Origin of the sequence: Actinomadura sp. GTD37 (assembly GCF_041951365.1) — a bacterium.
In the GTDB taxonomy this organism is placed as follows: domain Bacteria; phylum Actinomycetota; class Actinomycetes; order Streptosporangiales; family Streptosporangiaceae; genus Spirillospora.
This window is the reverse complement of record NZ_JBGNUS010000006.1, coordinates 273,433-295,636: the sequence shown is the minus strand read 5'-3', so window position 1 is coordinate 295,636 and position 22,204 is coordinate 273,433. Positions and strand designations below refer to the sequence as shown.

At 76.2% G+C, this 22,204-nt stretch carries 19 protein-coding genes; 6 read left to right on the top strand and 13 right to left on the bottom strand.

Annotation, left to right across the window (positions count from 1 at the left end):
- The first annotated feature begins 216 nt into the window (after positions 1 to 216).
- Positions 217 to 942 carry a Crp/Fnr family transcriptional regulator gene (locus ACA511_RS28835; protein ID WP_375027770.1) on the top strand — a complete coding sequence of 242 codons (726 nt, stop codon included), beginning with the start codon at positions 217 to 219 and terminating at the stop codon, positions 940 to 942.
- 170 nt (positions 943 to 1,112) lie between these two features.
- Positions 1,113 to 2,546: an RNB domain-containing ribonuclease gene (locus ACA511_RS28830; RefSeq protein WP_375027769.1), complete on the top strand. Its 1,434-nt coding sequence runs from the start codon at positions 1,113 to 1,115 to the stop codon at positions 2,544 to 2,546.
- Between the two features lie 4 nt (positions 2,547 to 2,550).
- On the opposite strand, the gene ACA511_RS28825 is transcribed toward ACA511_RS28830, so the two are convergent.
- From ACA511_RS28825 to nirB, 6 genes are all read right to left on the bottom strand, one after another.
- The gene (locus tag ACA511_RS28825) at positions 2,551 to 2,736 is read right to left on the bottom strand and encodes a hypothetical protein (protein ID WP_375027768.1); all 186 of its coding nucleotides are present in this window, start codon (positions 2,734 to 2,736) and stop codon (positions 2,551 to 2,553) included.
- 134 nt (positions 2,737 to 2,870) lie between these two features.
- Complete coding sequence (locus ACA511_RS28820) at positions 2,871 to 3,527, bottom strand: heme oxygenase (biliverdin-producing) (RefSeq protein ID WP_375027767.1); 657 nt, start codon at positions 3,525 to 3,527, stop codon at positions 2,871 to 2,873.
- Positions 3,528 to 3,575: 48 nt separating this feature from the next.
- On the bottom strand, positions 3,576 to 3,869 hold the full coding sequence (locus ACA511_RS28815) for a DUF2470 domain-containing protein (RefSeq protein ID WP_375027766.1): 294 nt from the start codon (positions 3,867 to 3,869) through the stop codon (positions 3,576 to 3,578).
- Between the two features lie 3 nt (positions 3,870 to 3,872).
- The gene (locus ACA511_RS28810; protein WP_375027765.1) at positions 3,873 to 4,754 is read right to left on the bottom strand and encodes an amidohydrolase family protein; all 882 of its coding nucleotides are present in this window, start codon (positions 4,752 to 4,754) and stop codon (positions 3,873 to 3,875) included.
- Between the two features lie 24 nt (positions 4,755 to 4,778).
- Entirely contained in the window at positions 4,779 to 6,329 is a 1,551-nt protein-coding gene (locus tag ACA511_RS28805) for an FAD-dependent oxidoreductase (RefSeq protein ID WP_375027763.1), read from the bottom strand.
- Complete coding sequence (gene nirB / locus ACA511_RS28800) at positions 6,326 to 8,839, bottom strand: nitrite reductase large subunit NirB (protein WP_375027762.1); 2,514 nt, start codon at positions 8,837 to 8,839, stop codon at positions 6,326 to 6,328. Before nirB ends, ACA511_RS28805 begins: the two co-directional genes overlap by 4 nt.
- A 240-nt stretch (positions 8,840 to 9,079) precedes the next feature.
- On the opposite strand from nirB, the gene ACA511_RS28795 reads away from it, so the two are divergent.
- Complete coding sequence (locus ACA511_RS28795; RefSeq protein ID WP_375027761.1) at positions 9,080 to 10,051, top strand: DUF3068 domain-containing protein; 972 nt, start codon at positions 9,080 to 9,082, stop codon at positions 10,049 to 10,051.
- Here the strand turns inward: ACA511_RS28795 and ACA511_RS28790 are convergent.
- Complete coding sequence (locus tag ACA511_RS28790) at positions 10,038 to 11,315, bottom strand: beta-ketoacyl-[acyl-carrier-protein] synthase family protein (protein ID WP_375027760.1); 1,278 nt, start codon at positions 11,313 to 11,315, stop codon at positions 10,038 to 10,040. The two genes, ACA511_RS28795 and ACA511_RS28790, sit on opposite strands and share 14 nt — an antisense overlap.
- 184 nt (positions 11,316 to 11,499) lie before the next feature.
- Here ACA511_RS28790 and ACA511_RS28785 point away from each other — a divergent pair, with 184 nt between their 5' ends.
- Entirely contained in the window at positions 11,500 to 12,369 is an 870-nt protein-coding gene (locus ACA511_RS28785; protein WP_375027759.1) for an NAD-dependent protein deacetylase, read from the top strand.
- Between the two features lie 5 nt (positions 12,370 to 12,374).
- Here ACA511_RS28785 and ACA511_RS28780 read toward each other — a convergent pair whose 3' ends face one another.
- The 3 genes from ACA511_RS28780 to ACA511_RS28770 form a co-directional block, all read right to left on the bottom strand.
- Positions 12,375 to 13,088, bottom strand: a complete 714-nt coding sequence (locus ACA511_RS28780) for a DUF4142 domain-containing protein (protein WP_375027758.1) — start codon at positions 13,086 to 13,088, stop codon at positions 12,375 to 12,377.
- An 88-nt stretch (positions 13,089 to 13,176) separates the two neighbouring features.
- Complete coding sequence (locus ACA511_RS28775; RefSeq protein WP_375027757.1) at positions 13,177 to 13,656, bottom strand: MarR family winged helix-turn-helix transcriptional regulator; 480 nt, start codon at positions 13,654 to 13,656, stop codon at positions 13,177 to 13,179.
- A 64-nt stretch (positions 13,657 to 13,720) separates the two neighbouring features.
- Positions 13,721 to 16,774 carry an FAD-binding and (Fe-S)-binding domain-containing protein gene (locus ACA511_RS28770; RefSeq protein WP_375027756.1) on the bottom strand — a complete coding sequence of 1,018 codons (3,054 nt, stop codon included), beginning with the start codon at positions 16,772 to 16,774 and terminating at the stop codon, positions 13,721 to 13,723.
- Positions 16,775 to 16,944: 170 nt separating this feature from the next.
- Here ACA511_RS28770 and ACA511_RS28765 point away from each other — a divergent pair, with 170 nt between their 5' ends.
- On the top strand, positions 16,945 to 17,574 hold the full coding sequence (locus ACA511_RS28765; RefSeq protein WP_375027755.1) for an ArsR/SmtB family transcription factor: 630 nt from the start codon (positions 16,945 to 16,947) through the stop codon (positions 17,572 to 17,574).
- Between the two features lie 29 nt (positions 17,575 to 17,603).
- Positions 17,604 to 18,341: an SRPBCC domain-containing protein gene (locus ACA511_RS28760; RefSeq protein ID WP_375027754.1), complete on the top strand. Its 738-nt coding sequence runs from the start codon at positions 17,604 to 17,606 to the stop codon at positions 18,339 to 18,341.
- Positions 18,342 to 18,408: 67 nt separating this feature from the next.
- Here ACA511_RS28760 and ACA511_RS28755 read toward each other — a convergent pair whose 3' ends face one another.
- From ACA511_RS28755 to ACA511_RS28745, 3 genes are read right to left on the bottom strand one after another with little or no spacing between them, the layout of a single operon-like run.
- Positions 18,409 to 20,778 carry an FtsX-like permease family protein gene (locus ACA511_RS28755; protein WP_375027753.1) on the bottom strand — a complete coding sequence of 790 codons (2,370 nt, stop codon included), beginning with the start codon at positions 20,776 to 20,778 and terminating at the stop codon, positions 18,409 to 18,411.
- Entirely contained in the window at positions 20,775 to 21,578 is an 804-nt protein-coding gene (locus tag ACA511_RS28750) for an ABC transporter ATP-binding protein (protein WP_375027752.1), read from the bottom strand. The genes ACA511_RS28755 and ACA511_RS28750 overlap by 4 nt, the downstream gene beginning before the upstream one ends.
- A complete protein-coding gene (locus ACA511_RS28745; protein WP_375027751.1) occupies positions 21,559 to 22,188 on the bottom strand; it encodes a TetR/AcrR family transcriptional regulator in 630 nt (209 codons plus the stop codon). The genes ACA511_RS28750 and ACA511_RS28745 overlap by 20 nt, the downstream gene beginning before the upstream one ends.
- Positions 22,189 to 22,204: the final 16 nt, after the last annotated feature.

The following is a 22,204-nucleotide window of genomic DNA, read 5'->3' as shown; positions in this document are numbered from 1 at the left end:
CGCAATGACGCGCGGCCGCAATTTCACTGCAATTTTCGCCAAAAGTGTCATAGGACGCAGACGGCGCGTTCTCCGGCGTGCAGTATCCGAGGCGGAGAAGGGTTGTCCTGGATGCGTGCAGACGACCGGTACCCGCGGCACTGGGCCTCACCGCCCCACTCCCCCCATTTGCCGCGGGTGCCGGTTCACCCCGTCCAGGACCGGAACGGACATGGCGTGAGCGAGCGGACCACCACCCGCGGCGGCCTCGCCGCGGACCCGGGCGGCGGGTTCTGGGACGCGCTGGACGGCCGGGAGCGCGCGGCGCTCCGGGACGCCGGGCGGCCGCGGACCTACCGGCCGCGGGCGCCCCTGTGCTACCAGGGCGACGACTCCGACCACATCATCGTCATCGAGGCGGGCTGGGCCAAGGTCGTCTCGTCCAGCGCGGCCGGGCACACGGTGGTGCTGGCCGTGCGCGGCCCCGGCGACCTGGTGTGCGAGAGCGCGGTGCTCGGCCGGCGGGAGCGGTCGGCGACCGTGCAGGCCCTCGACGAGGTCCGTGCGCTGCTCGTCCCGGCGGCGCGGTTCACCGGCTTCCTGGACGCGCACCCTCGCGTGTGGATGCTGGTCAGCGGCACGTTCGTGCGGCGGCTGGACGACGCGGGCCGGCGGCTGCGGGCGCACGTGTCGGCGCAGGGCGCGCGGCGGCTGGCGATCCTGCTGGCGGGCCTCGCCGACCGGTCGGCCCGGCACGCGCCGGCGGGTCCGGGCGGCGAGATCCCGCTCGGGCCGCCGCTGTCGCAGGAGGAGCTCGGCAGCTGGATGGACGCCTCCCGGGAGACGGTCGCGCGGGCCCTGGCGGTGCTGCGGGACGCTGGCCTGGTCGACACCGGCCGGCGCAGGATCACCGTGGTGGACCCGCCGGGCCTGCGGGCGTTCGCGGAGGCCCCGGACGGCTGAGCCGGCCCCCGCAGGCAGGCCCCTTGGCCGTCGCGGACGACGGCGACGACGGAGGCGCCGGTGCGGGTGCGGGCGCCGCTCGCGCGGGCCGGCCGGGGCCTTTACATTGTAGATTCCGTTCGGGGTGGATTCCGATCGGTACGGCGGGTCCGTCCCGTACGCTCGGTGCTGTGCCGCGCCGACCGCTGCGACTGCGTACCGCCGAGGCCGACGCCGAGGTCCGCGCGGGGCTGGACCGGATCCGCGCCGAGTACTCGGTGCCCGGCCCGTTCCCGCCCGCCGTCCTCGCGGAGGCCGCGCGGCCCGCGCCGCCCGCCGGCGCCCGCGCGGACCTGCGCGGCGTCCCGTTCTTCACCCTCGACCCGCCCGGCTCGATGGACCTGGACCAGGCGATGCACCTGGAGCGGCGCGGGTCCGGGCACCGGGTGCGGTACGCGATCGCCGACATGGCCGGGTTCGTCCGGCCCGGCGGCGCGCTCGACGCCGAGGCCCGTGCCCGCGGCGTCACCCTCTACCTGCCGGACGCCAACGCGCCGCTGCATCCGCGCGTGCTGTCCGAGGGCGCCGCGAGCCTGCTGCCGGGCCGGGACCGCCCCGCCGTCGCGTGGACCATCGACATCGACGACGCCGGGCGGATCACCGGCGTGGACGTGCGGCGCGCCCTAGTCCGCAGCCACGACCGGCTCGACTACGCGACCGCGCGGCACGACGGCGCCGGGCGCCGCGGCCGCGACCCCCGGATCGCGCTGCTCGGCGAGATCGGCGAGCGGCTCATCGCGGCGGAGGCGGCTCGCGGCGGGGTCAGCCTGCCGCTGCCCGAGCAGGAGGTCGTGCACGCGGACGGCGGCTGGGCGCTGGAGCTGCGCGGCGACCTCGCGACCGAGGCGTGGAACGCGCAGATCTCGCTGCTGACCGGGCGGGCGGCGGCCCGGCTGATGCTGGACGGCGGGGTCGGGCTGCTGCGCACGATGCCGCCCGCGCCCGCCGAGGCGGAGGCGCGGCTGCGGCTCGCGGCCCGCGCGCTCGGCGTCGCCTGGCCGGCGGACGAGTCCTACGGCGACATCGTCCGTGCCCTCGACCCGGCGCTGCCCCGGCACGCCGCGTTCCTGCACGACGCGGCGGGGCTGATGCGCGGCGCCGGCTACACCGCGTTCGACGGCGCGCCGCCGGGGCAGGCCGCGCACGCCGCCGTCGCCGCCCCGTACGCGCACGTCACCGCGCCGATCCGGCGGCTGGCGGACCGGTACGCCGCGGAGGTGTGCCTGGCCCTGGCGGCGGGGCGCGCCGTGCCGGGCTGGGTGCGCGAGGCGCTGCCGGAGCTGCCGGAGGCGATGCAGCGGGCGCTGCGGCGGGCCGCCGGCGTCGACCACGCGTGCGTCGACCTCGTCGAGGCGCTGCTGCTGCGCGACCACGTCGGGGACGTCTTCGACGCGGTGGTCGTGGACGTCAACGGCGACCGCACCGGCGGGCGCGTCCAGCTGGTGGCGCCGCCGGTGTTCGGCCGCTGCGAGGGCGCGGCGCTCCCGCTGGGCGAGCAGGTCAGGGTGCGGCTGGAGGAGGCGGACCCGGCGCGCCGCCGGGTCCGCTTCTCCCGTACGGCGTGACGTCTCAGCGGCGGCGCCCGGAGCGGCGGGGCCGCCAATTCGTGCTCGTCCCGACTCCGGCGAGGTGCAGCGCGACGAGCAGCAGGCCGAGGACGGTCAGCGTCCCGTTGTCGATGGCGTCCGAGGAGACGTCGGCCAGGTCGAAGAGCAGGGCTAGGGCGAAGACGATCGCGGCGACGATCGCGAGCATGTCGGCCTCCGGTGGGGGTCGGGGGCCCGTCGCGGGCCCCTCGGCTGCCCACCGGATGTCCGCAGGCCCGCCGGGCAAACCGCACACCCCTTTCCGGCCCGACCGTAACCCGGCCGGGCGGCGGGGCCGCCCTGTCAGGCGGCGCTGGGACGGAGGTGCTCGCCGAGTTCGGCGGCGACGGCGGCGTTCAGCCGGTAGGCGGTCTTGACCTCGCCGATGACGCGGGCCTGCTCGGCGGCGTCCCACGGCGCGGAGTCGAGCAGCTCGCGGTAGCGGTCCTTGAACGCCGCGGGCTTGCCCGCGAAGCGGTAGAAGCGGACGCCGTCGTCGCCCGCGGACAGGCCGAGGGCCAGCCGCACCTGGCGGCCGATGTACTGGCCGCCGGACAGGTCGCCCATGTAGCGGGTGTAGTGGTGCGCCACGAAACCGCCCGGCCGGTCGAAGCAGACCTCGCGGAGCCGGTCGCAGTACCGCTCGGTGGCGGCGCCCGGCTCGATCCGGGCCCGCCAGCGGGGCCCGTAGAAGTAGCCGAGATCGGCCTCGAGCGCGTCGCGGCGGCGCAGCCCGGCGAGGTCGAACCGGCCCGCGACGGGGTCGGACGCCATCCGGTCGGCGGCCTCTTCCAGCAGGTCGTAGACCGGGTGGAGCTGCGCGACCAGCGCGGCGTACTCGTCGCGGGCGAGACGGCCCCCGACCAGCGCGCTCATGTAGGCGGAGGTCTCGTTGCCGCCGTGGTCGTCCCAGGTCGCGGCGCGCAGCCGCGCCGAGAACAGCTCGTTTTCCGACGCCATGTCGGCTACTTTACCGACATGGCGTCGGAAACGTCCAGTGGCCCGATTTCAGCCGCCGAGCGCGGCCCGCGCCTCCCCGGTCATCCGGACGACCTCGCGGCGGACCTGGGGGCGCTCGGTGAGCCGCTCCCCGAACGGGACGCGGACGGGGTGGTCGGCGCCTCCGTCGGTGACGGCGAACTCGATCCCCTCGGCGTCCAGGCCGGTCATCCGGGCCGCCGTCGCGCCCGGCCGGCCGCCCAGCGCCCGGCAGATCGCGAGGCAGTCGGCGGCGTGGTCGTCGTTCATGTGCCGCGTGATCTGCCGCACGACGTCCTCGGTGAACGGTCCGGTGTCGCTCATGGATCAGTCCTTTCCCGCGGGTGACGACTGGACGGACAGGCCCTTGTAGACCTGGAGGGCGTTGCCGCCGAGGACGAGGGAGAGGGTCTCCTCGTCCAGGCCGAGGGCGGCGACGGCGCGGGCGTTGCGGGCGACGCCCGGGACGCCGGGCCAGTCGGTGCCGAAGACGAACTTGCGGGCCAGGCGCCGCAGGTCGTGCCGCGCGTAGTACTCGGGGAGGCGGCGCGGCGGCAGCCCGGACAGCTCGATCCACACCTCCTCGCGGGACAGCGCGAGGAACGCGGCCGCGTCGTACCACCAGCCGCGCCCGCCGTGCGCGAGGACGAACGTCAGGCCGGGGAAGACCCGCAGGACGTCGTCGATGGGCGCCGGGTCGGCGTACCGGTTGGCCGAGCCCGGGAACGAGCTGGTCCCGCAGTGCACGACGACGGGCACGCCCGCGTCCCGGCACACCTGGTAGGCGGGGTACAGCTCGGGGTCGGCGACGCTGAACCCGCCGTGCACGGGGTGCAGCTTCAGCGCGGCGGCGCCGAACTCCAGCTGCCGCGCGACCTCCGCGTCGATCGGGTAGTGCAGGTGCGGGTTGACGTTGGCGATCGGCCGGAAGCGGCGCGGGTTGTGCTCGATGAGCGGCCGGAGGTCCTCGATGGGCTGCGTGCCGGTCGTCCGCGGGCTGTACTCGCACAGCAGCAGGGCGATGTCGACGCCCTCGCCGTCGAAGTAGGCGTCGACCCGCTCGGGGACGAGGGCGCCGCCGTCGTCGTAGAGGTCCTGCCAGGGGTGGGACGAGCCGAACTCCTCCGCCCAGCGCCGCCACGCCGGGCGCAGGGTCGGCAGCCGGGCGGCGTGCACGTGCGCGTCGATCAGCGGACGTCCGTCGAACATGCGGCGGAGCCTACCCGCGCCGAATCAGGCGACGTCCACCGCGTCCCGCAAGTCCACCGCGTCCCGCACGTCCACCGCGTCCTGGTCGTCCAGCCAGGCGAGGATGCCCTCGACGGCGGCGCGGCAGCCGCCGCAGCCGGTGCCGGCGCGGGTGGCGCGGGCGACGGCGCCGGCGGTGCGGGCGCCGGCCTGCCAGCAGGCGCGGATCTCCCCCTTGCTGACGTTGTTGCACTGGCAGACGGTGGCGGCGTCCGGCATCCGCAGCGGCGACTCCGCCTGCTGCGCCGACGTTCCCGCGGCGCCGGGGAACAGCAGGCCGAGGCGCTCGGCGGGCACCGGGGCGGCGCGGTCGTAGAGCTGGGTCAGCGTCCCGGCGGCGGAGGTCTCGCCGAGCAGGATCGCGCCGATCAGCCGGCCGTCCCGGATCACCGCCTTCTTGTAGGTGCCGCGCGAGGCGTCGGAGAACCGGACGACCTCCACGTCATCGTCGTCGTCGCCGAAGTGCGTCTCGCCCATCGACGCCAGCTCGATCCCGGCGGCCTTGAGCCGGGTGATCTGCCGGGCGCCGGTGAAGCGGGCGGCGGGGTCGGTGCCGGCGAGCAGCCCGGCGAGCACGCCGGCCTGCTCCCAGGCGGGCGCGACCAGCCCGTACACCTCGTCGCGGTGCTCGGAGCACTCGCCGATGGCGCGGACGGACGGGTCGGTGACCGAGCGCAGCTCGTCGTCGACGATCACGGCGCGGCCGATCGCCAGGCCCGCGTCGCGGGCCAGCGCCACCTCGGGCCGCACGCCGCAGGACAGGATCACGAGGTCGGTGTCGATGGTCTCCGTCCCGCCGTCCGGCAGGGCCAGCTCGACGCCGGTGACGGCGCCGCCCGCGGTGCGCAGCCCGGCGACGTTGGCCTGCAGCCGCGTCCCGATGCCGAGCGCGGCGAGGGTGCGGGCCAGGACCTTCCCGGCGGCGGGGTCGAGCTGGCGTTCCATGAGGTGCCCGGCGAGGTGCAGGACGGTCACGTCCAGGCCGCGGCCCATCAGCCCGCGGGCGGCCTCGATGCCGAGGAGGCCGCCGCCGACGACGACCGCGCGGCGCGCCGACGCGGCCAGCTCGGTGATGCGGCGGCAGTCGTCCAGGGTGCGGAACACCAGCGCGCCCTTGGGCAGGCCGTCGCGCAGGCCCGGCATCGGCGGGATGAACGCGGTGCTGCCCGTCGCGAGGACGAGCGTCTCGTACGGGGTGGCGGTCCCGTCGGAGGCGTGCACGGTCTTCGCGGCCCGGTCGACGCGGGTGACCTCGACGCCGAGGCGGGCGTCCACGCCGTGGGAGGCGTACCAGGCCGCGTCGACGAGGCTGATGTGGTCGGGTCGCGTCACCCCGGCGAGGACGTTGGACAGCAGCACCCGGTTGTAGGGCCGCTGCGTCTCGGCGCCGAACACCGTGACGGGGGTCGCGGTGTCGCGGTCGCGCAGCTCGCCGACGAACCGCGAGCCGGCCATGCCGTTCCCGACGACGACGATGCCGGCGCGGCCGGCGCGACCGGCCCGGCCCGCGGGGGTCATCGGGCGTGCGGGGGTCATCGCTTCACCTCCAGCGGGAGGGGCTTGATCTGGTCGCGCTCGACCGCGAACGCGATGCTCGGGTCGGGGGTGCGCGGGGCGTTGACGAAGGACACGAACCGGCGGAGCCGCTCGGGGTCGTCGAGGGTGTCGCGCCATTCGTCGGAGTAGGCGGCGACGTGGCGCTCCATGGCGGCGTCGAGGTCGGCGCAGATGCCGAGGCGGTCGTCCACGATGACCTCGCGGAGGTAGCCGAGGCCGCCGTCCAGGGACTCCAGCCAGCTCGCGGTGCGCTGCAGCCGGTCGGCGGTGCGGATGTAGAACATCAGGAACCGGTCGATGCAGCGGATCAGCTCGTCGTCGGTGAGGTCGGTGGCGAACAGGTCGGCGTGCCTGGGGCGCATGCCGCCGTTCCCGGCGAGGTAGAGGTTCCAGCCGTTCTCGGTGGCGATGACCCCGAAGTCCTTGCTCTGCGCCTCGGCGCACTCGCGGGCGCACCCGGACACGGCCGACTTCAGCTTGTGCGGGGCGCGCAGCCCCCGGTACCGCAGCTCCAGCCGGATCGCCATGGCGGCCGAGTCCTGGACGCCGTAGCGGCACCAGGTGGAGCCGACGCACGACTTCACCGTGCGCAGCGCCTTGCCGTAGGCGTGGCCGGACTCGAACCCGGCGTCGACGAGCCGCCGCCAGATGTCGGGCAGCTGCTCGACGCGGGCGCCGAACAGGTCGATCCGCTGCCCGCCGGTGATCTTCGTGTAGAGGCCGAAGTCGCGGGCGACCTCGCCGATCACGATCAGCTTCTCGGGGGTGATCTCGCCGCCGGGGACGCGCGGCACGACCGAGTAGGTGCCGTTCTTCTGCAGGTTGGCGAGGAAGTGGTCGTTGGTGTCCTGCAGCGCGGCCTGCTCGCCCTCCAGGATGTGGCCGTTGCCGAGGCTGGCCAGGATGGACGCGACGGCGGGCTTGCAGATGTCGCAGCCCCGGCCCGTCCCGTGCTCCTGGACGAGCTGGGTGAAGCTGGCGACCCGCCCGGCTCGGACGATGTCGAACAGCTCGGCGCGGCTGTAGTCGAAGTGCTCGCAGATGGCTCCGCTGACCTCGATCCCGGCGGCGGTCAGCTCGGCGTCCAGGATCCGCTTGACCAGCGGGACGCAGCTGCCGCAGCTCGTCCCGGCCCTGGTGCAGTCCTTCACGCCGGGGACGTCGGTGAGGGAGTGCTCGGAGATGGCGCAGCGGATGCCCTCGGCGGTGACGTTGTTGCAGGAGCAGATGACGGTCGCGCCGGGCAGGTCGCCGCCGGCGGCCTCGGTGCCGCCGAACAGCATCTGCTCGGGCGCGGCCGGGAGGCTGCCGCCGACGTAGGCGCGGAGCGTCCCGTAGGACTCGGCGTCGCCGACGAGGACGCCGCCGAGGAGGGTCTGCGCGTCGTCGCTGACGACGAGCTTCTTGTAGACGCCGGCGACGGGGTCGGTGTAGGTGACGCCGAGGGCGTCCTCGCCGGGGCCGGCGAACGGGTCGCCGAAGCTCGCGACGTCGACGCCCATCAGCTTGAGCTTCGTCGACAGGTCGGCGCCCTCGAACACGGCGGTGCTGGCGTCGGACAGGAGCCGGTCGGCGACGACCTCGGCCATGGAGAAGCACGGCCCGACCAGCCCGTAGACCGCGCCGCCGGCCGGGCCGCCGACCAGGGCGCACTCGCCGATGGCCCAGATGGCGGGGTCCTCGGTGCGGCACGTCTCGTCCACCGCGATGCCGCCGCGCTCCCCCACCGGCAGGCCGCAGCCGCGGGCCAGCTCGTCGCGGGGGCGGATGCCGGCGGAGAACACCACGATCTCGGCGTCGACCACCGTGCCGTCGCCGAGGACGACGCGGCGGACGGCCCCGTCCTCCCCCGCCTCCAGGGCGCGCATGGGGGCGCCCGCGTGGACGGCCATGCCGAGGGCCTCGATGTGGCGGCGCAGCATCGCGCCGCCGCCCTCGTCGAGCTGGCGCGGCATGAGCCACGGCGCGACCTCGACGACGCCGCTGCGCAGCCCGAGGCCCTGGAGGGCGCGGGCGGCCTCCAGGCCGAGCAGCCCGCCGCCGACGACGGCGCCGGTCGCCCTGCCCCGCGCGTACTCGCGGATCGCGTCCAGGTCGTCGATGGTTCGGTAGACGAACACGCCGGGCAGGTCCACGCCCTCGACCGGCGGGACGAACGGCGCCGACCCGGTGGCGAGGACGAGCGCGTCGTAGCGGACGGCGCGCCCCGCGGAGGTGGTGACCGTCCGGGCGCCGCGGTCGACGCCGGTGACGCGCTCGCCGAGGCGGACGGCGACCTCGCCGCCGTGCGCCGGGTAGGCGAGGTCGGCGCCCTCCAGGTGCGTCGTGAGCGCCACCCGGTCGTAGGCGGCGCGGGGCTCCTCCCCGATGACGGTGACGGTCCAGGCCCCGGCGGCGTCTCGCGCGCGCAGGGCCTCCACGAGGCGGTGCGCGGCCGGTCCGTGCCCGGCCACGACCAGCCGCTTGTCCGGTCTGCTGTCGGCTCCCATGAACCACGATGCTGGGCGGCCCGTATTTCCCGGATGGATCACGGTTGTCACCCGCGCGTTAACTGGGCCTCACCGCGGCGCCGTCGCCGCGGCAGGCCGTGGACCGGTCCGGGTTGGGCGGCAGCACACTCCTCGCACGTTCGCAAGCGGATCCGTTTCCTTTGTCACTGTGATGCGGGACACTCCGGAGATGAAAGATCATGCATGATCGCGGTTGCGACCGCGGGCCGGGAGGCGGCAGTGCGACGGATCATCGGTGCGTCCCTCATCGGGCTCGGCGCGTTCCTGCTGGCGGCCGGCCTCCTCACGCGGTTCTACGTGGCGCCCGCGCTGATCGGCGCGCCGGCGGACGTGTACAAGGTGACGCGGCTGAAGGCGGAGAACGCCACCTACTTCGACGCGGCCGCGGCGGCGCCGCGCACTGGCGCGACGCTCGTGGCGACCAACACCGTCCGCGGCGATCCCGACTCCGCCCATGACGGCGTCGCCGTGTGGGACACCACGACGGTCATCCAGGACGTGGCGCGCGGCACCACGATCGAGATCCAGAAGCAGCGGTTCGCGTTCGACCGCCGGACCGGCGAGCTGCGCGACTGCTGCGGCGCGGCGATCGGCGGCGACACGGGCGTCCGCCAGTCGGGGGTCGGGCTGTTCTGGCCGATGGAGGTCCGCAAGAAGGGCCTGGAGCTGTTCGATCCGGCGACCCTGCGCGCCTGGCCGGTCGCGTTCGACGGCGAGGAGCGCGTCGGCGGCGTCCTGGCCTACCGGTTCGTCGAGCGCATCCCGGAGACGAAGGTCGCGGGCGAGGTGCCGGCGGTGCCGGGCGGGCTGCTCGGCCGCGCCGAGGGCGGCCCGGCCGTGCCGGTGGACCGCTACTACCAGGCCGAGGGCACCTTCTGGGTGGACCCGCGGACGGGCGCGCCGATCGACCAGCGGCAGCGGGTGCTGTCGACGCTGCGTCCCCGGCAGGGGCCGGGGCGCCTCGTCGTCGCGGACCTGACCCTGCGGATGACCCCCGAGTCGCAGCGCGACCTGCAGGCCGTCTCCGCCGACGGCGCCGCCAAGATCCGGATGCTGGAGACCGGCGCCCCGCTGGCGTTCGGCGGCGCGGGGCTGCTGCTCGCCGCGGCCGGGCTGCTGCTCGCCGCGCGCCGCGCGCGGCCCGCGCGGCCGGACGGGGCCGCTCCGGCGCCCGCGCTCAGGAGGGGGTGAGGACGAGCACCGCGTCGTGCCCGCCGAACCCGAACGAGTTCGACAGCGCGGGCGCGGCGGGCTCGATCGAGCGGGCCTCGCCGTGCACGACGTCGAGGAGCGCGGTGTCGGCGTCGGGGGCGGCGAAGTTGGCGGTGGGCGGGACGAGGCCGTCCGCCGCGCCGAGCAGCGCGACCATCGCCTGCAGCGCGCCGCCCGCGCCGAGGATGTGCCCGGTGACGCCCTTGGTGGCGGTGACGGGCGGGGTGCGGCCGCCGAAGCAGCGGTCGATCGCGCGGGCCTCGGCGCCGTCGTTGCCGCGGGTGCCGGTGGCGTGCGCGCTGATGTGCCCGATGCGGGACGGGCCGAGCCCGGCGTCGGCCAGCGCGGCGCTCATGCAGCGCGCGGCGACCGCGCCGTCCGGGCGGGGCTGGACGAGGTGGGCGGCGTCGGAGGCGCAGGCGTACCCGGCGACCTCCCCGTACACGCGGGCGCCGCGCGCGGCGGCGTGGTCGGCGCGCTCCAGGACGAGGAACGCGGCGGCCTCCCCGAGGACGAACCCGTCGCGGTCGGCGTCGAGGGGGCGGCCTGCCGTGTGCGGAGCGGGGTCGCGGCGGGCGAGCGTGCCGATGCGGGCGAACGCGGCCATGACGAACGGGGTGAGGATCGCGTCGACGCCGCCGGCGACGGCGGCGTCGATCCGGCCGGCGCGGATGGCGAGGACGGCCTCGCCGATCGCGGTGGCGCCGCTGGCGCAGCCGGTGGAGAAGGTGAGGCAGGGGCCCTCGCAGCCGTGCCGGATGGAGACGTTCGCGGCGGTCGCGTTCGGCATGATCTTCGGGACGGCGGGGACCGGGACGCGGTCCAGCGTCCCGGCGTGCTCGTGGCCGCCGAGCGCGACCGCGGAGGCGAGCCCGGCGGCGGCGGTGCCCACGTAGACGCCGCGCCGGGCGGGGTCGCCGCCGGGCCCGGCGGCGGCCGCGGCGTCGGCGACGGCGTCGTCGGCGGCGGCGACGCCGAGCTTGGTCATCCGGTCGAGGCGGCGGCGCTCGGGCTTGGTGAAGTAGCGGTCCTCGTCCAGCGGCTGTGCGGGGCAGCCGAACGACACCGCGGTCCCGGCCTCCAGCAGCTCGGGGACGTGGACGGCCTGGGACTTGCCCGCGAGGACGGTCGCGAACACCTCGGCGGGCGTACCGCCCGCGGGGCTCTTCACGCCGAACCCCGTCACCACCACCCGGGGCGTCCCGTCGGCCCGGTGCTGATCGGTGCGGCGGTCAGCGGTCATCCGTCACCTCGCGGTCTGGGGATCCCGCGGGGAGGGGCGGGGTTCGGAAGCTAGCGCGGCGGCGCTCGTGGGAACTTGCCACCCCGTGCACATTCTCTTGGCGGTTTTTGTCACGCCGATGACACGCACCCGGTGGTATCAGGCGTTTCGTTCCCCACTCGTCCCGATCGTGCACCATGGAGGGGTGACGCAGGTTGTGGATGACGCGGCGGGAGCGGGGATCACGGGCGGGAGCGCGGAGCCGGCGCGGCTGGCCGGGCTCGTGGCGGACGGCGACGTGGTGGTGCTGAGCGGCGCGGGCCTGTCCACCGAGTCCGGCATACCGGACTACCGGGGCGAGACGGGACGGCGGCGGCGCGCGGAGCCGATGACCTACCAGGTGTTCACCGGAAGCGAGGCGGCCAGGCGCCGGTACTGGGCGCGCGCCCACCTCGGCTGGCGGCACGTCGCGCGGGCGCGCCCGAACGCCGGGCACCGGGCGGTGGCGGAGCTGCAGCGGCGCGGGCTGCTCTCGGGGATCATCACCCAGAACGTCGACGGGCTGCAGCAGGCGGCGGGCGCGACCGGGGTGATCGAGCTGCACGGGGCGCTGGACCGGGTCGTGTGCCTGTCCTGCGGGCAGCGGACGCCGCGCGAGCGGCTGGACGCGCGGCTGCGCGCCGCGAATCCCGGCTTCGACGCGCGGGCGGACGCGATCAACCCGGACGGCGACGCCGTGCTCCCCGACGCGGTGGCCGAGACGTTCCGGCTCGTGGGCTGCGCGCGGTGCGGCGGCCCGCTCAAGCCCGACGTGATCTTCTTCGGGGAGAACGTGCCGCCCGCCCGGGTCCGGGACTGCTACGCGCTGACCGAGGACGCGGGCGCGCTGCTGGTGCTCGGGTCGTCGCTGACGGTGCTGTCGGGGTACCGGTTCGTGCGGCACGCGGCCCGGCACGGCGTCCCGGTGGGGATCGTCAACCGGGGCGCGACGCGCGGCGACGAGCACGCCCTGGTGACGCTGGACGCGCCCCTCGGGGCGGCGCTGACCGCCCTGCTCGACGAGCTGGGCCGGTAGGGGCGTCATCCCCCGCCGGACAGCACCTTCGTCGCGGCGGGCGCCGGGGTCCCCCGTCGGCCCGGCGCCGCGGGCGGGGGCGGCTCGGCGACCTCGGGCGGGTCGGGCAGCACGTCGCCGGTCACGAAGCCGGTGGTCTCCAGCTGCCTCATCTGCCGGTCGAGGAGCGGCTGGGCCTCCTGGGCGAACCGGCGGACGAGCGTGTTCCGGGTGCCGGCCCGGACGGCGCCGAGGTCGGCGTAGAGCAGGCCCTGCGCCATCCGCATCCGCGCGACGGCCGTCCGGTCGTAGTCGTTGCCGGACTTGCCGGTGATCTCCGACATCCAGCTCTGCTGGTCGGGCGTGGGCCCGTCCGGCAGCGGGACGTTCAGCCGGGCGGCGGCCGCGCGGTCCAGCTCGTCCAGCCGGGCGTGCGCGCGGGCGACCTCGGCGAGGCTCCGGCGGGTCGCGGGCCGGGCGGCGCGGCGCTGCGCCTGGCGCGCGACGGGGATCTCCCACAGCGCGGCCTGCCGGACCCGGACGATGACGTCGCGGTCGGCGGGGCCCAGCGGCCCCCAGTCGGTCGTGACGGTGGACTGGGCCGCGGCGGCGTCGTTGGCCTTCGGCGCGACCGCGGCGCCGTCGGCGGCCTGCCGGCCGGCGGGCTGGCAGGCGCCGAGCAGCAGCGCGGCGGCCAGGGCCGGCGCGGCGGCCGCGGCGGCCGGTCGGGGCCGGGGCATCCGGCACCGCCTCTCGGTCGGGGATAGGGGCGTCACGGCTGCTGTACGCGCGTCGCGGCGGCGGGGTTCGGCGGGCGGCCGGTCTGCTTCAGGTCCAGCCGAGCCGGGCGACGCTGGTGACCGGCGGTTCGCCGCCGGCGTCGGTGAAGGCGCGCAGGGCGGCGACGAGCGCGTGCCGCTGCCCGGCCGGCATCCGGGAGACGACCTGGGCGATGTCGGCGCGGCGCCGGGCGGTGACGTCGTCGACGATGCCGCGCCCGGCGGCGGTCACCTGGATGCGGATCTCGCGGCCGCTCTCCGGGCTGGCCTCGCGGCGCACGAGCCCGGCGGCGGCGAGCCGGTCCACCATGCGCATCGCGGTGGAGGGGTTGACCTCCAGCAGCCCGGCGAGCGTGACGAGCTTGGACGGCCCCTGCGAGGACAGCACGACGAGCAGCCGGAACTGCGGCAGCGTGACGGCGCCCTCGACCGCGGCCAGGGAGCGCACGGAGATCGCCACCAGCAGCCGGGACGCGGTCAGCAGCGCCGAGGTGACCTCGTCGACGCCGGGGGCCTCGTCCTCGCTCATGACGAATTTCTACAGGGCCGGGCCCGGCGCGCGCCAACGCGCCCGGGGGCGTCCCGGCCGGCGGTCACCGGTCCGCGCCCGCCCCGCCGGGCAGCAGGTCGGCGAGGAGTTCGGCGAGGTGGCGGGGCCGCGCGGCGGTGCCGGCCGCGATCTGCGTCCGGCAGGAGAACCCGTCGGCGAGCACCGCCGTGCCCGGCCCGGCGTCCGCGACGGCGGGCCACACGCCCTGTTCGGCGATCTTGGTGGACACCTCGTGGTGGCCGCGTTCGAAGCCGAAGTTCCCGGCGAGGCCGCAGCAGCCGACGTCGAGGGTCTCCACGTCCACGCCGGCGCGCGCCAGGACGCGCTGGTCGGCGCCGAACCCCATGATGGCGTGCTGGTGGCAGTGCGGCTGCGCGATCGCCCGCACCTTCGGGCCGTCCAGCCCGGCGACGACGTCGCGGGCCGCGCCGGCGGTCTCCTCCTGGTGCTCGTCGAGCAGCTCGGCGAGGGTCAGGGTCTGGTCGCGGAGCCGCTCGACGTCGTCCCGGAACCGCTCGTCCCAGTCCTCGCCGCCCTCCAGCAGCTCGGCCGCGTCGGCGCGGAACACGGCGGTGCAGGACGGCTCCAGCCCGATGACCGGGACGCCGGCGCGCAGCCGGGGCGCCAGTGCCCGGACGGTGCGGCGCAGCACGCGGGCGGCGGTGCCGAGCTGCCCGGTGGAGATCCAGGTCAGGCCGCAGCACAGCGCGGCGGGCGGGACCTCGACCCGGTACCCGGAGGCCTCCAGGACGCGGACGGCGGCCCTGCCGATGTGCGGGTGGAAGTTGTCGGTGAACGTGTCGGGCCACAGCACGATCCGCTTCCCGCCGCGGCCGTCCGGCGCCGGGCGGCGCTTGAACCAGCCGGTGAACCGCTCGGGGGCGAACCTCGGCATGTCGCGGCGCGGGTCGATGCCGCCGATCCGCTTGGCGGCGGCGCTCAGGCCGGGCGCGTGCAGGACGGTGTCGGCGGCGCCGGGCGCGAACGCGGCGAGCCGCGCCCACAGCGGCAGCCACCCCATCGTGTAGTGCGAGGCGGGCCGGACGCGGCCCTCGTAGTGGTGGGCGAGGAACTCGGCCTTGTAGGTGGCCATGTCCACGTTGACGGGGCACTCGCTGCGGCAGCCCTTGCACGCCAGGCACAGGTCGAGGGCGTCGCGGACGTCCGCGGAGCGCCATCCGCCGGTGATGACGGCCGCGCCGCCCGGCCCGGGCACCGCCGGGTCGGGCTCCCCCGCCCCCGGCATGCCGCGCATCATCTCCATGAGGATGCGGGCCCGGCCGCGGGTGGAGTGCTCCTCCTCCCCCGTCGCCCGGTAGCTCGGGCACATGACGCCGCCGGAGGAGGCGCGGCACTTGCCGATGCCGACGCAGCGGGCGGCGGCGTGGGTGAACCGGTGGTGGTCGTCGGGGAAGGCGAAGTGGGTCTTCGGCTCGTCGGGGCCGTAGGCGAGGTGGTCGAGGTCGTCGTCCAGCCGGTGCGGGTGGACGATCTTGCCGGGGTTCATCCGGTTCCCCGGGTCGAAGACCGCCTTGAACCGCTCGAACAGCCGGATCACCTCGTCGCCGAACATGAGGGGCAGCAGTTCGGCGCGGGCCTGGCCGTCGCCGTGCTCGCCCGACAGCGACCCGCCGTAGCCGGCGACGAGGCGGGCGGCGCGCTCGATGAAGCGGCGGTAGTTCCCGGCGCCCCGCTCGTCCTCGAGGTCGAACGGGATGCGGGTGTGCACGCAGCCCTGCCCGAAGTGCCCGTAGAGGGAGACGGGCCCGTAGCCGAACTCGCGGATGAGGTCGCGGAAGTCGCGCAGGTAGTCGCCGAGCCGCTCGACCGGGACGGCGGAGTCCTCCCAGCCCTCGTGGGTGTCGGGCCGTCCGGGCGGGTAGGCGGTGGCGCCGAGCCCGGCCTCGCGGACCTTCCAGAGCAGCTCCTCCTCGGCGGGGTCGCGGACGAAGGTGTGCCGGGGCGGGTCCGGCCCGTTCTCCATGTGCTCGATGAGCTCGCGGGCCCGCTCGTCGGTCGCGTCCTCGCTGTCGCCGCCGAACCGGACCATCAGCCAGCCGGCTCCGTCCGGCATGTCCTCGACGACGCGGGGCCCGGCCAGGTGGTGCTGCTCGGCGAGGTCGAGGAGACGTTCGTCCATGCCCTCCAGCGCGAGCGGCCCGAACGGCAGGATGCGCTGCACGGCGTCGCCGGCGGCGGCGATGTCGTCGTAGCCGAGGACGACCAGCGACTGGTGCGCCGGGACGGGCACGAGGCCGATCTCGGCGCGCAGGACGGTGACGAGCGTCGACTCCGACCCGACGAGCGCCCGGCCGACGTCGAAGTTCTTCTCCGGCAGCAGCGAGTCGAGGTTGTAGCCGGACACGCGGCGCGGGATGTCGGGGTAGCGGGTGCGGATCAGCTCCATGCCGTCGTCGCGCAGGTCGCGCAGCGCCCGGTAGATCTCGGCGCGCCGCCCGCCCGCCGCCTGGACGGCCGCGTACTCCTCGTCGGTGGTCTCCCCCGCCCACATCCGCAGCCCGTCGTAGGTGAGGACCTCCAGCCGGACGACGGAGTCGACCGTCTTCCCGTACGCCTGCGCGGACGCGCCGCAGGAGTTGTTGCCGATCATCCCGCCGATCGTGCAGGTGTCGTGCGTGGACGGCTTGGGCCCGACCATCAGCCCGTGCCCGGACAGCTCCTCGTTCAGGTCGTCCAGGCACGCGCCGGGCTCGACGACGGCGCGGCGGGCGTCCGGGTCGACCGAGACCAGCCTCCGGCAGTACTTCGACCAGTCGATCACGACGGCGGTGTTGACGCACTGCCCGGCGAGGCTCGTCCCGCCGCCGCGCGACAGGACCGGCACGTCGTGCTCGGCGCAGACCCGGACGGCCTCCGCGCCGGCCTCGACGCTCTTCGGCACCACCACCCCGATGGGCGGCTGCTGGTAGTTGGACGCGTCGTGCGCGTACGCGGCGCGGGAGCCGGGATCGAACCGGATCTCGCCGTCGACGCGCTCGGCGAGCGCGTGCCGGAGCGCGTCCACCGCGTCCACCGCGTCGGCCGCCTTCGATGTCCGCCTCTCGTCCTGCCTGGTGCCGTCAGCCGAGATCGCCATGACCGGACGCATACCCGGAGCGGGGTTTTCAATCGCGGCGCGTCAGCGGGCGGGGCGGCCGGCGGTCTCCAGCAGGAGGGCGTGCACGACCGCCCGCGGAACCGGGCGCCATTGCCCCGACCAAGGTTCCTGTCTTGACAAATCTATTTGTCGGTGACCATGATGGGGACATGCTGGACGTGACGGTGATCGAGGACGCGGAGGCCGCGGCGGCCTCCCTGGACCCCATGCGGGCGCGGCTGCTCGCCGAGCTGGGCGAACCCATGTCGGCGGCGGCGCTGGCTGCGCGGGTGGGGCTGCCCCGGCAGAAGGTCAACTACCACCTGCGGACGCTGGAGCGGCACGGCCTCGTCGAGCTGGTCGGCGAGCGCCGCAAGGGCAACATGACCGAGCGGCTGCTGCGGGCGACCGCGGCGTCCTACGTCATCTCCCCGCTGGCGCTCGCGACGCTGCAGCCCGATCCGGACCGGCACCGCGACGCGCTGTCGGCGCGCTGGCTGCTGGCCGTCGCGGGGCGGCTGGTCCGCGACGTGGGCGCGCTGATCACCGGGGCGGCGCGGGCGGACAAGCGGCTGGCGACCTACGCGCTGGACGGGCAGGTCGTGTTCGCCTCGGCCGCGGACCGGGCCGCGTTCATCGAGGAGCTGACCGCCGGGGTCGGCGCCCTGGTCCGCCGGTACCACGACGACTCGGCGGCGGGCGGCCGCGCCCACCGCATCGTGATCGCCGTCCACCCGGCGCTGAAGAGCGAGCCGGGGGCGCCGGAGCGGCCGGACGCCGCCGGAGAGATCGAAGCCTGAACCGAAGCCGGAGACGCGAGGAGAGCACCATGGGCAGGGAATTCGAGATCGTCCGCGAGTACGAGACCGAGGCGTCGCCCGAGCAGGTCTGGGACGCCGTCACGGCGGGCACGGCCGCGTGGCTGTGGCCGATGGAGTTCGAGCCGCGCGAGGGCGGCAGCGCCGCCGGCGAGGGCGTCATCACCGTGTGGGACCCGCCGCACCGGCTGACCAGCCGCGCGGAGGACCCGGACGGCCTCGGCGGCATGCCGCAGACCCTGAACGTCCTCGACCACCTGATCGAGCCGCGCGAGGGCGGCGGCGCCTGGGTCCGCTACGTGCACAGCGGCATCTTCACCGGCGCGTGGGACGACCAGTACGACGGCGCGAGCCGGCACACCGACTTCTACCTGCACACGCTGCGCCAGTACCTGGCGCACTTCACGGGGCTGGCGGCGGTGCACTCCGACGTGCAGGGGCCGGAGGCGTCCATGAAGCCGGGGTCGTTCGCGGCGGCCGTGCGGGCGCTCGGGCTGGACGGCGCCGCCGCGGGCGACACGGTGCGGGTCGACCTGCCGGACGCCGGCCCGGTCGACGCGGTGCTGGACTACCGCGACGAGCACTTCGCCGGGCTCCGCACCGGCGACGCGATGTACCGGGTCTTCGGGCGCGACGCGTGGGGCGGGCCGGTGGGGATCGCCCTGCACCGCTTCGGGCCGGACGCCGCCGCGTCGCGGGAGCGGGCGCGGGAGGCGTGGCAGTCCTGGCTGGACGGCGTCTACGCCTGAGCGAACGCGCGAGAGCGCCCGCACGCGGTCGAGCGCGGCCGCCCCGCCGGGCCGGCCGGCGGGCGGGTCAGCCCGCCCGTTCCCGGACGAGCGCGCCGAGGTCCATGCGGGCGAGGCCGCGCAGGCCGGGGCGCTGCGCCAGCCAGGCGACGGCGAGCACGGTGAGCGCCGACCAGGCGAACGTGGCGGGCCGGATCTCGGTGTGGAAGGCCATCAGGTCGCTGTCGAACGCGCCGAGGAACGCGCCGGCGGCGAGCCGCCCGAGGACCAGGCCGGGGATCGCGCCGGCGGTCACGACGAGGAGGTTCTCGGCGGTGACGAGCCGGGCGAGGCGGCGCCGGCCGACGCCGGCGGCGCGCAGGGTCGCCAGTTCGGGGCCGCGTTCGGCGAGGTTGACCGACAGGGTGGCGAACAGCACGGTGAACGCCAGCAGCCCGCCGAACGCGAGCATGACCGCGACGAACACGGAGAACAGGTTCATGTACTCGTCCATGGTCTTCTCCAGCGCCCGCGCGTCCGTGCGGGCGACGACGCCGGGGTGCGCGGCGAGGGAGCGCCCGACGGCGGCGCGGTCGGCGCCGGGGTCGAACCGCACGAGCACGGTGTCGGGTCTCGCGTCCGGCGCCCACGCGGCGATCTGGCCGAGCGACGCGTAGGCGTAGGTGCCGAGCGGCTCGTCCACGAACCCGGCGACGGTGGTGGTGACGGTGCGGCCGTCGGCGAGGCGCAGCCCGACGCGGTCGCCGGCGTCCACGCCGAGCCTCCCGCGCAGGGCGGCGCCGAGCAGCGCGCCGTGCTCGGGGAGGGGCCGCTCACCGCCGCCGGGGGTGAGGAACCGGTGCATGCGGGTCGCGGCGGGGAGGCCGACGACGGTGGTGGAGTAGTCCCCGCCCCCGGCGGTGATCGTGACGGGCAGGTGCGCGGACGGCTCGGCCGCGCGGACCCCGTCCGTCCGGGACAGCGCCGCGAGCGCGGCGGAGTCGAGGGGCCGCCCGAGGGTGAGCTCGGCGTCCTGCCGCTGAATCTGGTCGAACTGCCGGGAGACGGTCGCCCGCGAGGAGTCGAGCATCCCCCACGAGACGAGGATGAGCGTGAGGGCGAGGACGACGCCGGCCATGGTGTAGAGGGTGCGGCGGAACTGGCGGGCCGGGCCGCGCAGCACCAGCCACGCGCCGGGGGGCAGCCGTCCGGCGGCGGGCGCCGACCGCCCCAGCCGGGCGATGAGCCCTCCCCCGCCGGCCGCCGGGACGGTGCCGCGCATCGCCTCGGCGGGCGGGACGCGGGCGGCCGACACGGCGGGCCCGAGGGCGGCGAGCGCGCCGGCGGCGACGCCGAACGCCAGTCCGGCGAGCACGGTGGACGCGCGCACCGACACCGGCGTCTCCGGCAGCCCGATCGCCTCCCCGTACAGCCGGGTCACGGTCCCGGCCAGCGGGAGCCCGGCGGCGACGCCGAGCACGGACCCGGTGAGCCCGGCCGCGGCCCCGGTCGCCAGGTAGTGGTTCACGAGGGTGCGGCGGCGGAACCCGGAGGCGCGCAGCGTGCCGATGACGACGCGGTCGCGGGCGACGCGGCGGGTCAGCACGACGTAGACGGCGACGCCCGCGGCGGCGAGGAACAGCAGCGGGAACATGACGGCCAGCCCGGAGAACCCCTTGATGTCCTCGGCGAGGGCGGCGTTGGAGGGCTGCTCGGCGCGGGTGACCGCCGCGCCCGCGCCGTGCGCGCGGGCGGCGGCGGCGAGGGCCGCGTCCAGTCCGGCGGCGCGGTCGCGGCCCGCGGCGGTGTAGTAGACGGTCGCCTGGTTCGGCGCGGACGTCCCGGCGATCTGCCGGGCGAGCGGCTCGGGGACGAACAGGACGCCGAACGAGCCGGGCGCGGGGAGCACGTCCTGGCGGCTGGCGGCGGGCCACAGGTACTCGGGCGAGGACGCGGCGCCGCGCACGGACAGGGTCCGCCACGCGCGGCCGTCCCACACCGCGACGCCGTCGCCGGGTTCCAGGCCCGCGTGGTCGGCGATGTGCTTCTCGGCGAGGACGCCGTCCGGGGCGGCGGGGTCGAGGTAGGCGCCGCTGAGGACCTTCACCCGGTTCACCGCGGGCTGCGATCCGGCGGGGAGCCCGACGACGCGGCCGACGAGGGTGCCGCCGTCCGGCATGCGGAGCGGGACGTCCGCGACCGTGCGGGCCGCGGCCGCCGCCACCCCGGGCCGCGCCGCGGCCTCCCGCGCTACCGCGGCGGCGTCGCCGCCCGTCAGGGTCAGGTCGGCGAACCGGTACTTCCCGAACGCCGCCCGGTACCCGGCGTCGAGGTTCCGGTAGGCGTCGTAGGACGCGCCGAACAGCGCGACGCCGAGCATCACCAGCACCACCACCGACACGAGCTGCGCGGGGCGGCGCCGCAGGTCGCGGCGGAGCTTGACGTTGAGGACGCTCACCACGCCACCTCGCCGGCGGCGGCGGGTCCGGCGTTGGCGGTGACCTCGGCGACGCGGCCCGACCGCATCCGCACCACGCGGTGCGCGATGGACGCGATCGCGGCGTTGTGGGTGACGACCAGGACGGTCCGCCCCTCCCGGTTGAGGTCCTGGAGGACGCGCAGGACGCCGCGCCCGGTCTCCAGGTCGAGGGCGCCGGTCGGCTCGTCGCACAGCAGGAGCGCCGGGTCCTTGGCGATGGCGCGGGCGATCGCGACGCGCTGCTGCTCGCCGCCCGACAGCTGCGCCGGGAAGCGGCCGCCGTGCTCGGCGAGCCCGACGGCCGCCAGCGCCGCCGCCGACCGCTCCCGGTCGCCGCGGCCGGTCAGCTCCGCGACCAGCCGGACGTTCTCCAGCGCGGTCAGCGACGGGACGAGGTTGAAGAACTGGAACACGAACCCGACGGTGTCGCGGCGGTAGGCGGTGCGGCCGTCCTCGCCCAGCCCGGACAGGTCGCGGCCGCCGGCGACCACCTCGCCCTCGGTGGCGGGCTCGATCCCGCCGATCAGGTTGAGCAGGGTCGTCTTGCCCGACCCGGAGGGGCCGAGGAGGACGGCGAACTCGCCCTGCCGCACCTCCAGGTCCACCTCGCGCAGCGCCTCGACCCGGGCGCGGCCCGTGCCGTAGGTCTTGCCGGCCCCGCGCAGCAGCACCGCGGGCGGGGCCCCGCCCGCCGTCCTGGCCCCGTCCCCTGGCCTTACCCCGTCCCGCGCCGGGGCGTCGGCGCGCGCGGTGGCGCGGTCACGGCCGTGATGATTCATCGCCGTCTCCTTCGTCCGCCTGCCCGGGCGGGGGGCCGGACGGGCGCAGCAGGGCCAGCAGCCCCGCCGTGGCGTCGCCGGCGCCGGTCTCCGGGTCGATCAGCACGTGCATGAGCAGCCCGTCCATGAGGGCCGCGAGGACCACCGCGAGGCCGCGGGGGTCGGCGTCGGGGCGCAGCAGCCCGGCCTCCTGGTTCGCGGCGAGCCCGGCCTCCAGCAGGTCCCGGAACATCCGTATCTGCCGCTCGGTCTCGGCGCGCAGCTCGTCGTCGCGGAGGCCGTGCAGCATCGCCTCGACCATGACGCGCTGGCCGGCGGTGCCGGGCCCGCGGTCCACGAGCTCGCGGACGGCGTCGGCGACGCCGGCGAGGGCGTCCTCGGCCCGCAGGATCGCCTCGACGGGCCCTTCCAGCTCCTTCTCGACCGCGTGCATGACCGCGGCCCGCCGCAGGGCGTCCACCGACCCGAAGTAGTAGTGCACGAGCGCGTTGTTGGCCCGCGCCCGGTCGGCCACGACCCGCGACGTCACCGCGGCCCAGCCGCTCTCGGCCATCACCGCCACGGCCGCCTCCAGCAGCCGGATCCGGGTGGGCGCCTCGCCGTCCGCCATGCACTCCCCTGCCTCT

Coding starts and splice junctions, on each gene's coding strand:
- ACA511_RS28825 (WP_375027768.1), bottom strand. CDS start 2,736: ATGCTCGCGATCGTCGCCGCGATCGTCTTCGCCCTAGCCCTGCTCTTC.
- ACA511_RS28820 (WP_375027767.1), bottom strand. CDS start 3,527: ATGGCGTCGGAAAACGAGCTGTTCTCGGCGCGGCTGCGCGCCGCGACC.
- ACA511_RS28815 (WP_375027766.1), bottom strand. CDS start 3,869: ATGAGCGACACCGGACCGTTCACCGAGGACGTCGTGCGGCAGATCACG.
- ACA511_RS28810 (WP_375027765.1), bottom strand. CDS start 4,754: ATGTTCGACGGACGTCCGCTGATCGACGCGCACGTGCACGCCGCCCGG.
- ACA511_RS28805 (WP_375027763.1), bottom strand. CDS start 6,329: ATGACCCCCGCACGCCCGATGACCCCCGCGGGCCGGGCCGGTCGCGCC.
- nirB (WP_375027762.1), bottom strand. CDS start 8,839: ATGGGAGCCGACAGCAGACCGGACAAGCGGCTGGTCGTGGCCGGGCAC.
- ACA511_RS28790 (WP_375027760.1), bottom strand. CDS start 11,315: ATGACCGCTGACCGCCGCACCGATCAGCACCGGGCCGACGGGACGCCC.
- ACA511_RS28780 (WP_375027758.1), bottom strand. CDS start 13,088: ATGCCCCGGCCCCGACCGGCCGCCGCGGCCGCCGCGCCGGCCCTGGCC.
- ACA511_RS28775 (WP_375027757.1), bottom strand. CDS start 13,656: ATGAGCGAGGACGAGGCCCCCGGCGTCGACGAGGTCACCTCGGCGCTG.
- ACA511_RS28770 (WP_375027756.1), bottom strand. CDS start 16,774: ATGGCGATCTCGGCTGACGGCACCAGGCAGGACGAGAGGCGGACATCG.
- ACA511_RS28765 (WP_375027755.1), top strand. CDS start 16,945: ATGCTGGACGTGACGGTGATCGAGGACGCGGAGGCCGCGGCGGCCTCC.
- ACA511_RS28760 (WP_375027754.1), top strand. CDS start 17,604: ATGGGCAGGGAATTCGAGATCGTCCGCGAGTACGAGACCGAGGCGTCG.
- ACA511_RS28750 (WP_375027752.1), bottom strand. CDS start 21,578: ATGAATCATCACGGCCGTGACCGCGCCACCGCGCGCGCCGACGCCCCG.
- ACA511_RS28745 (WP_375027751.1), bottom strand. CDS start 22,188: ATGGCGGACGGCGAGGCGCCCACCCGGATCCGGCTGCTGGAGGCGGCC.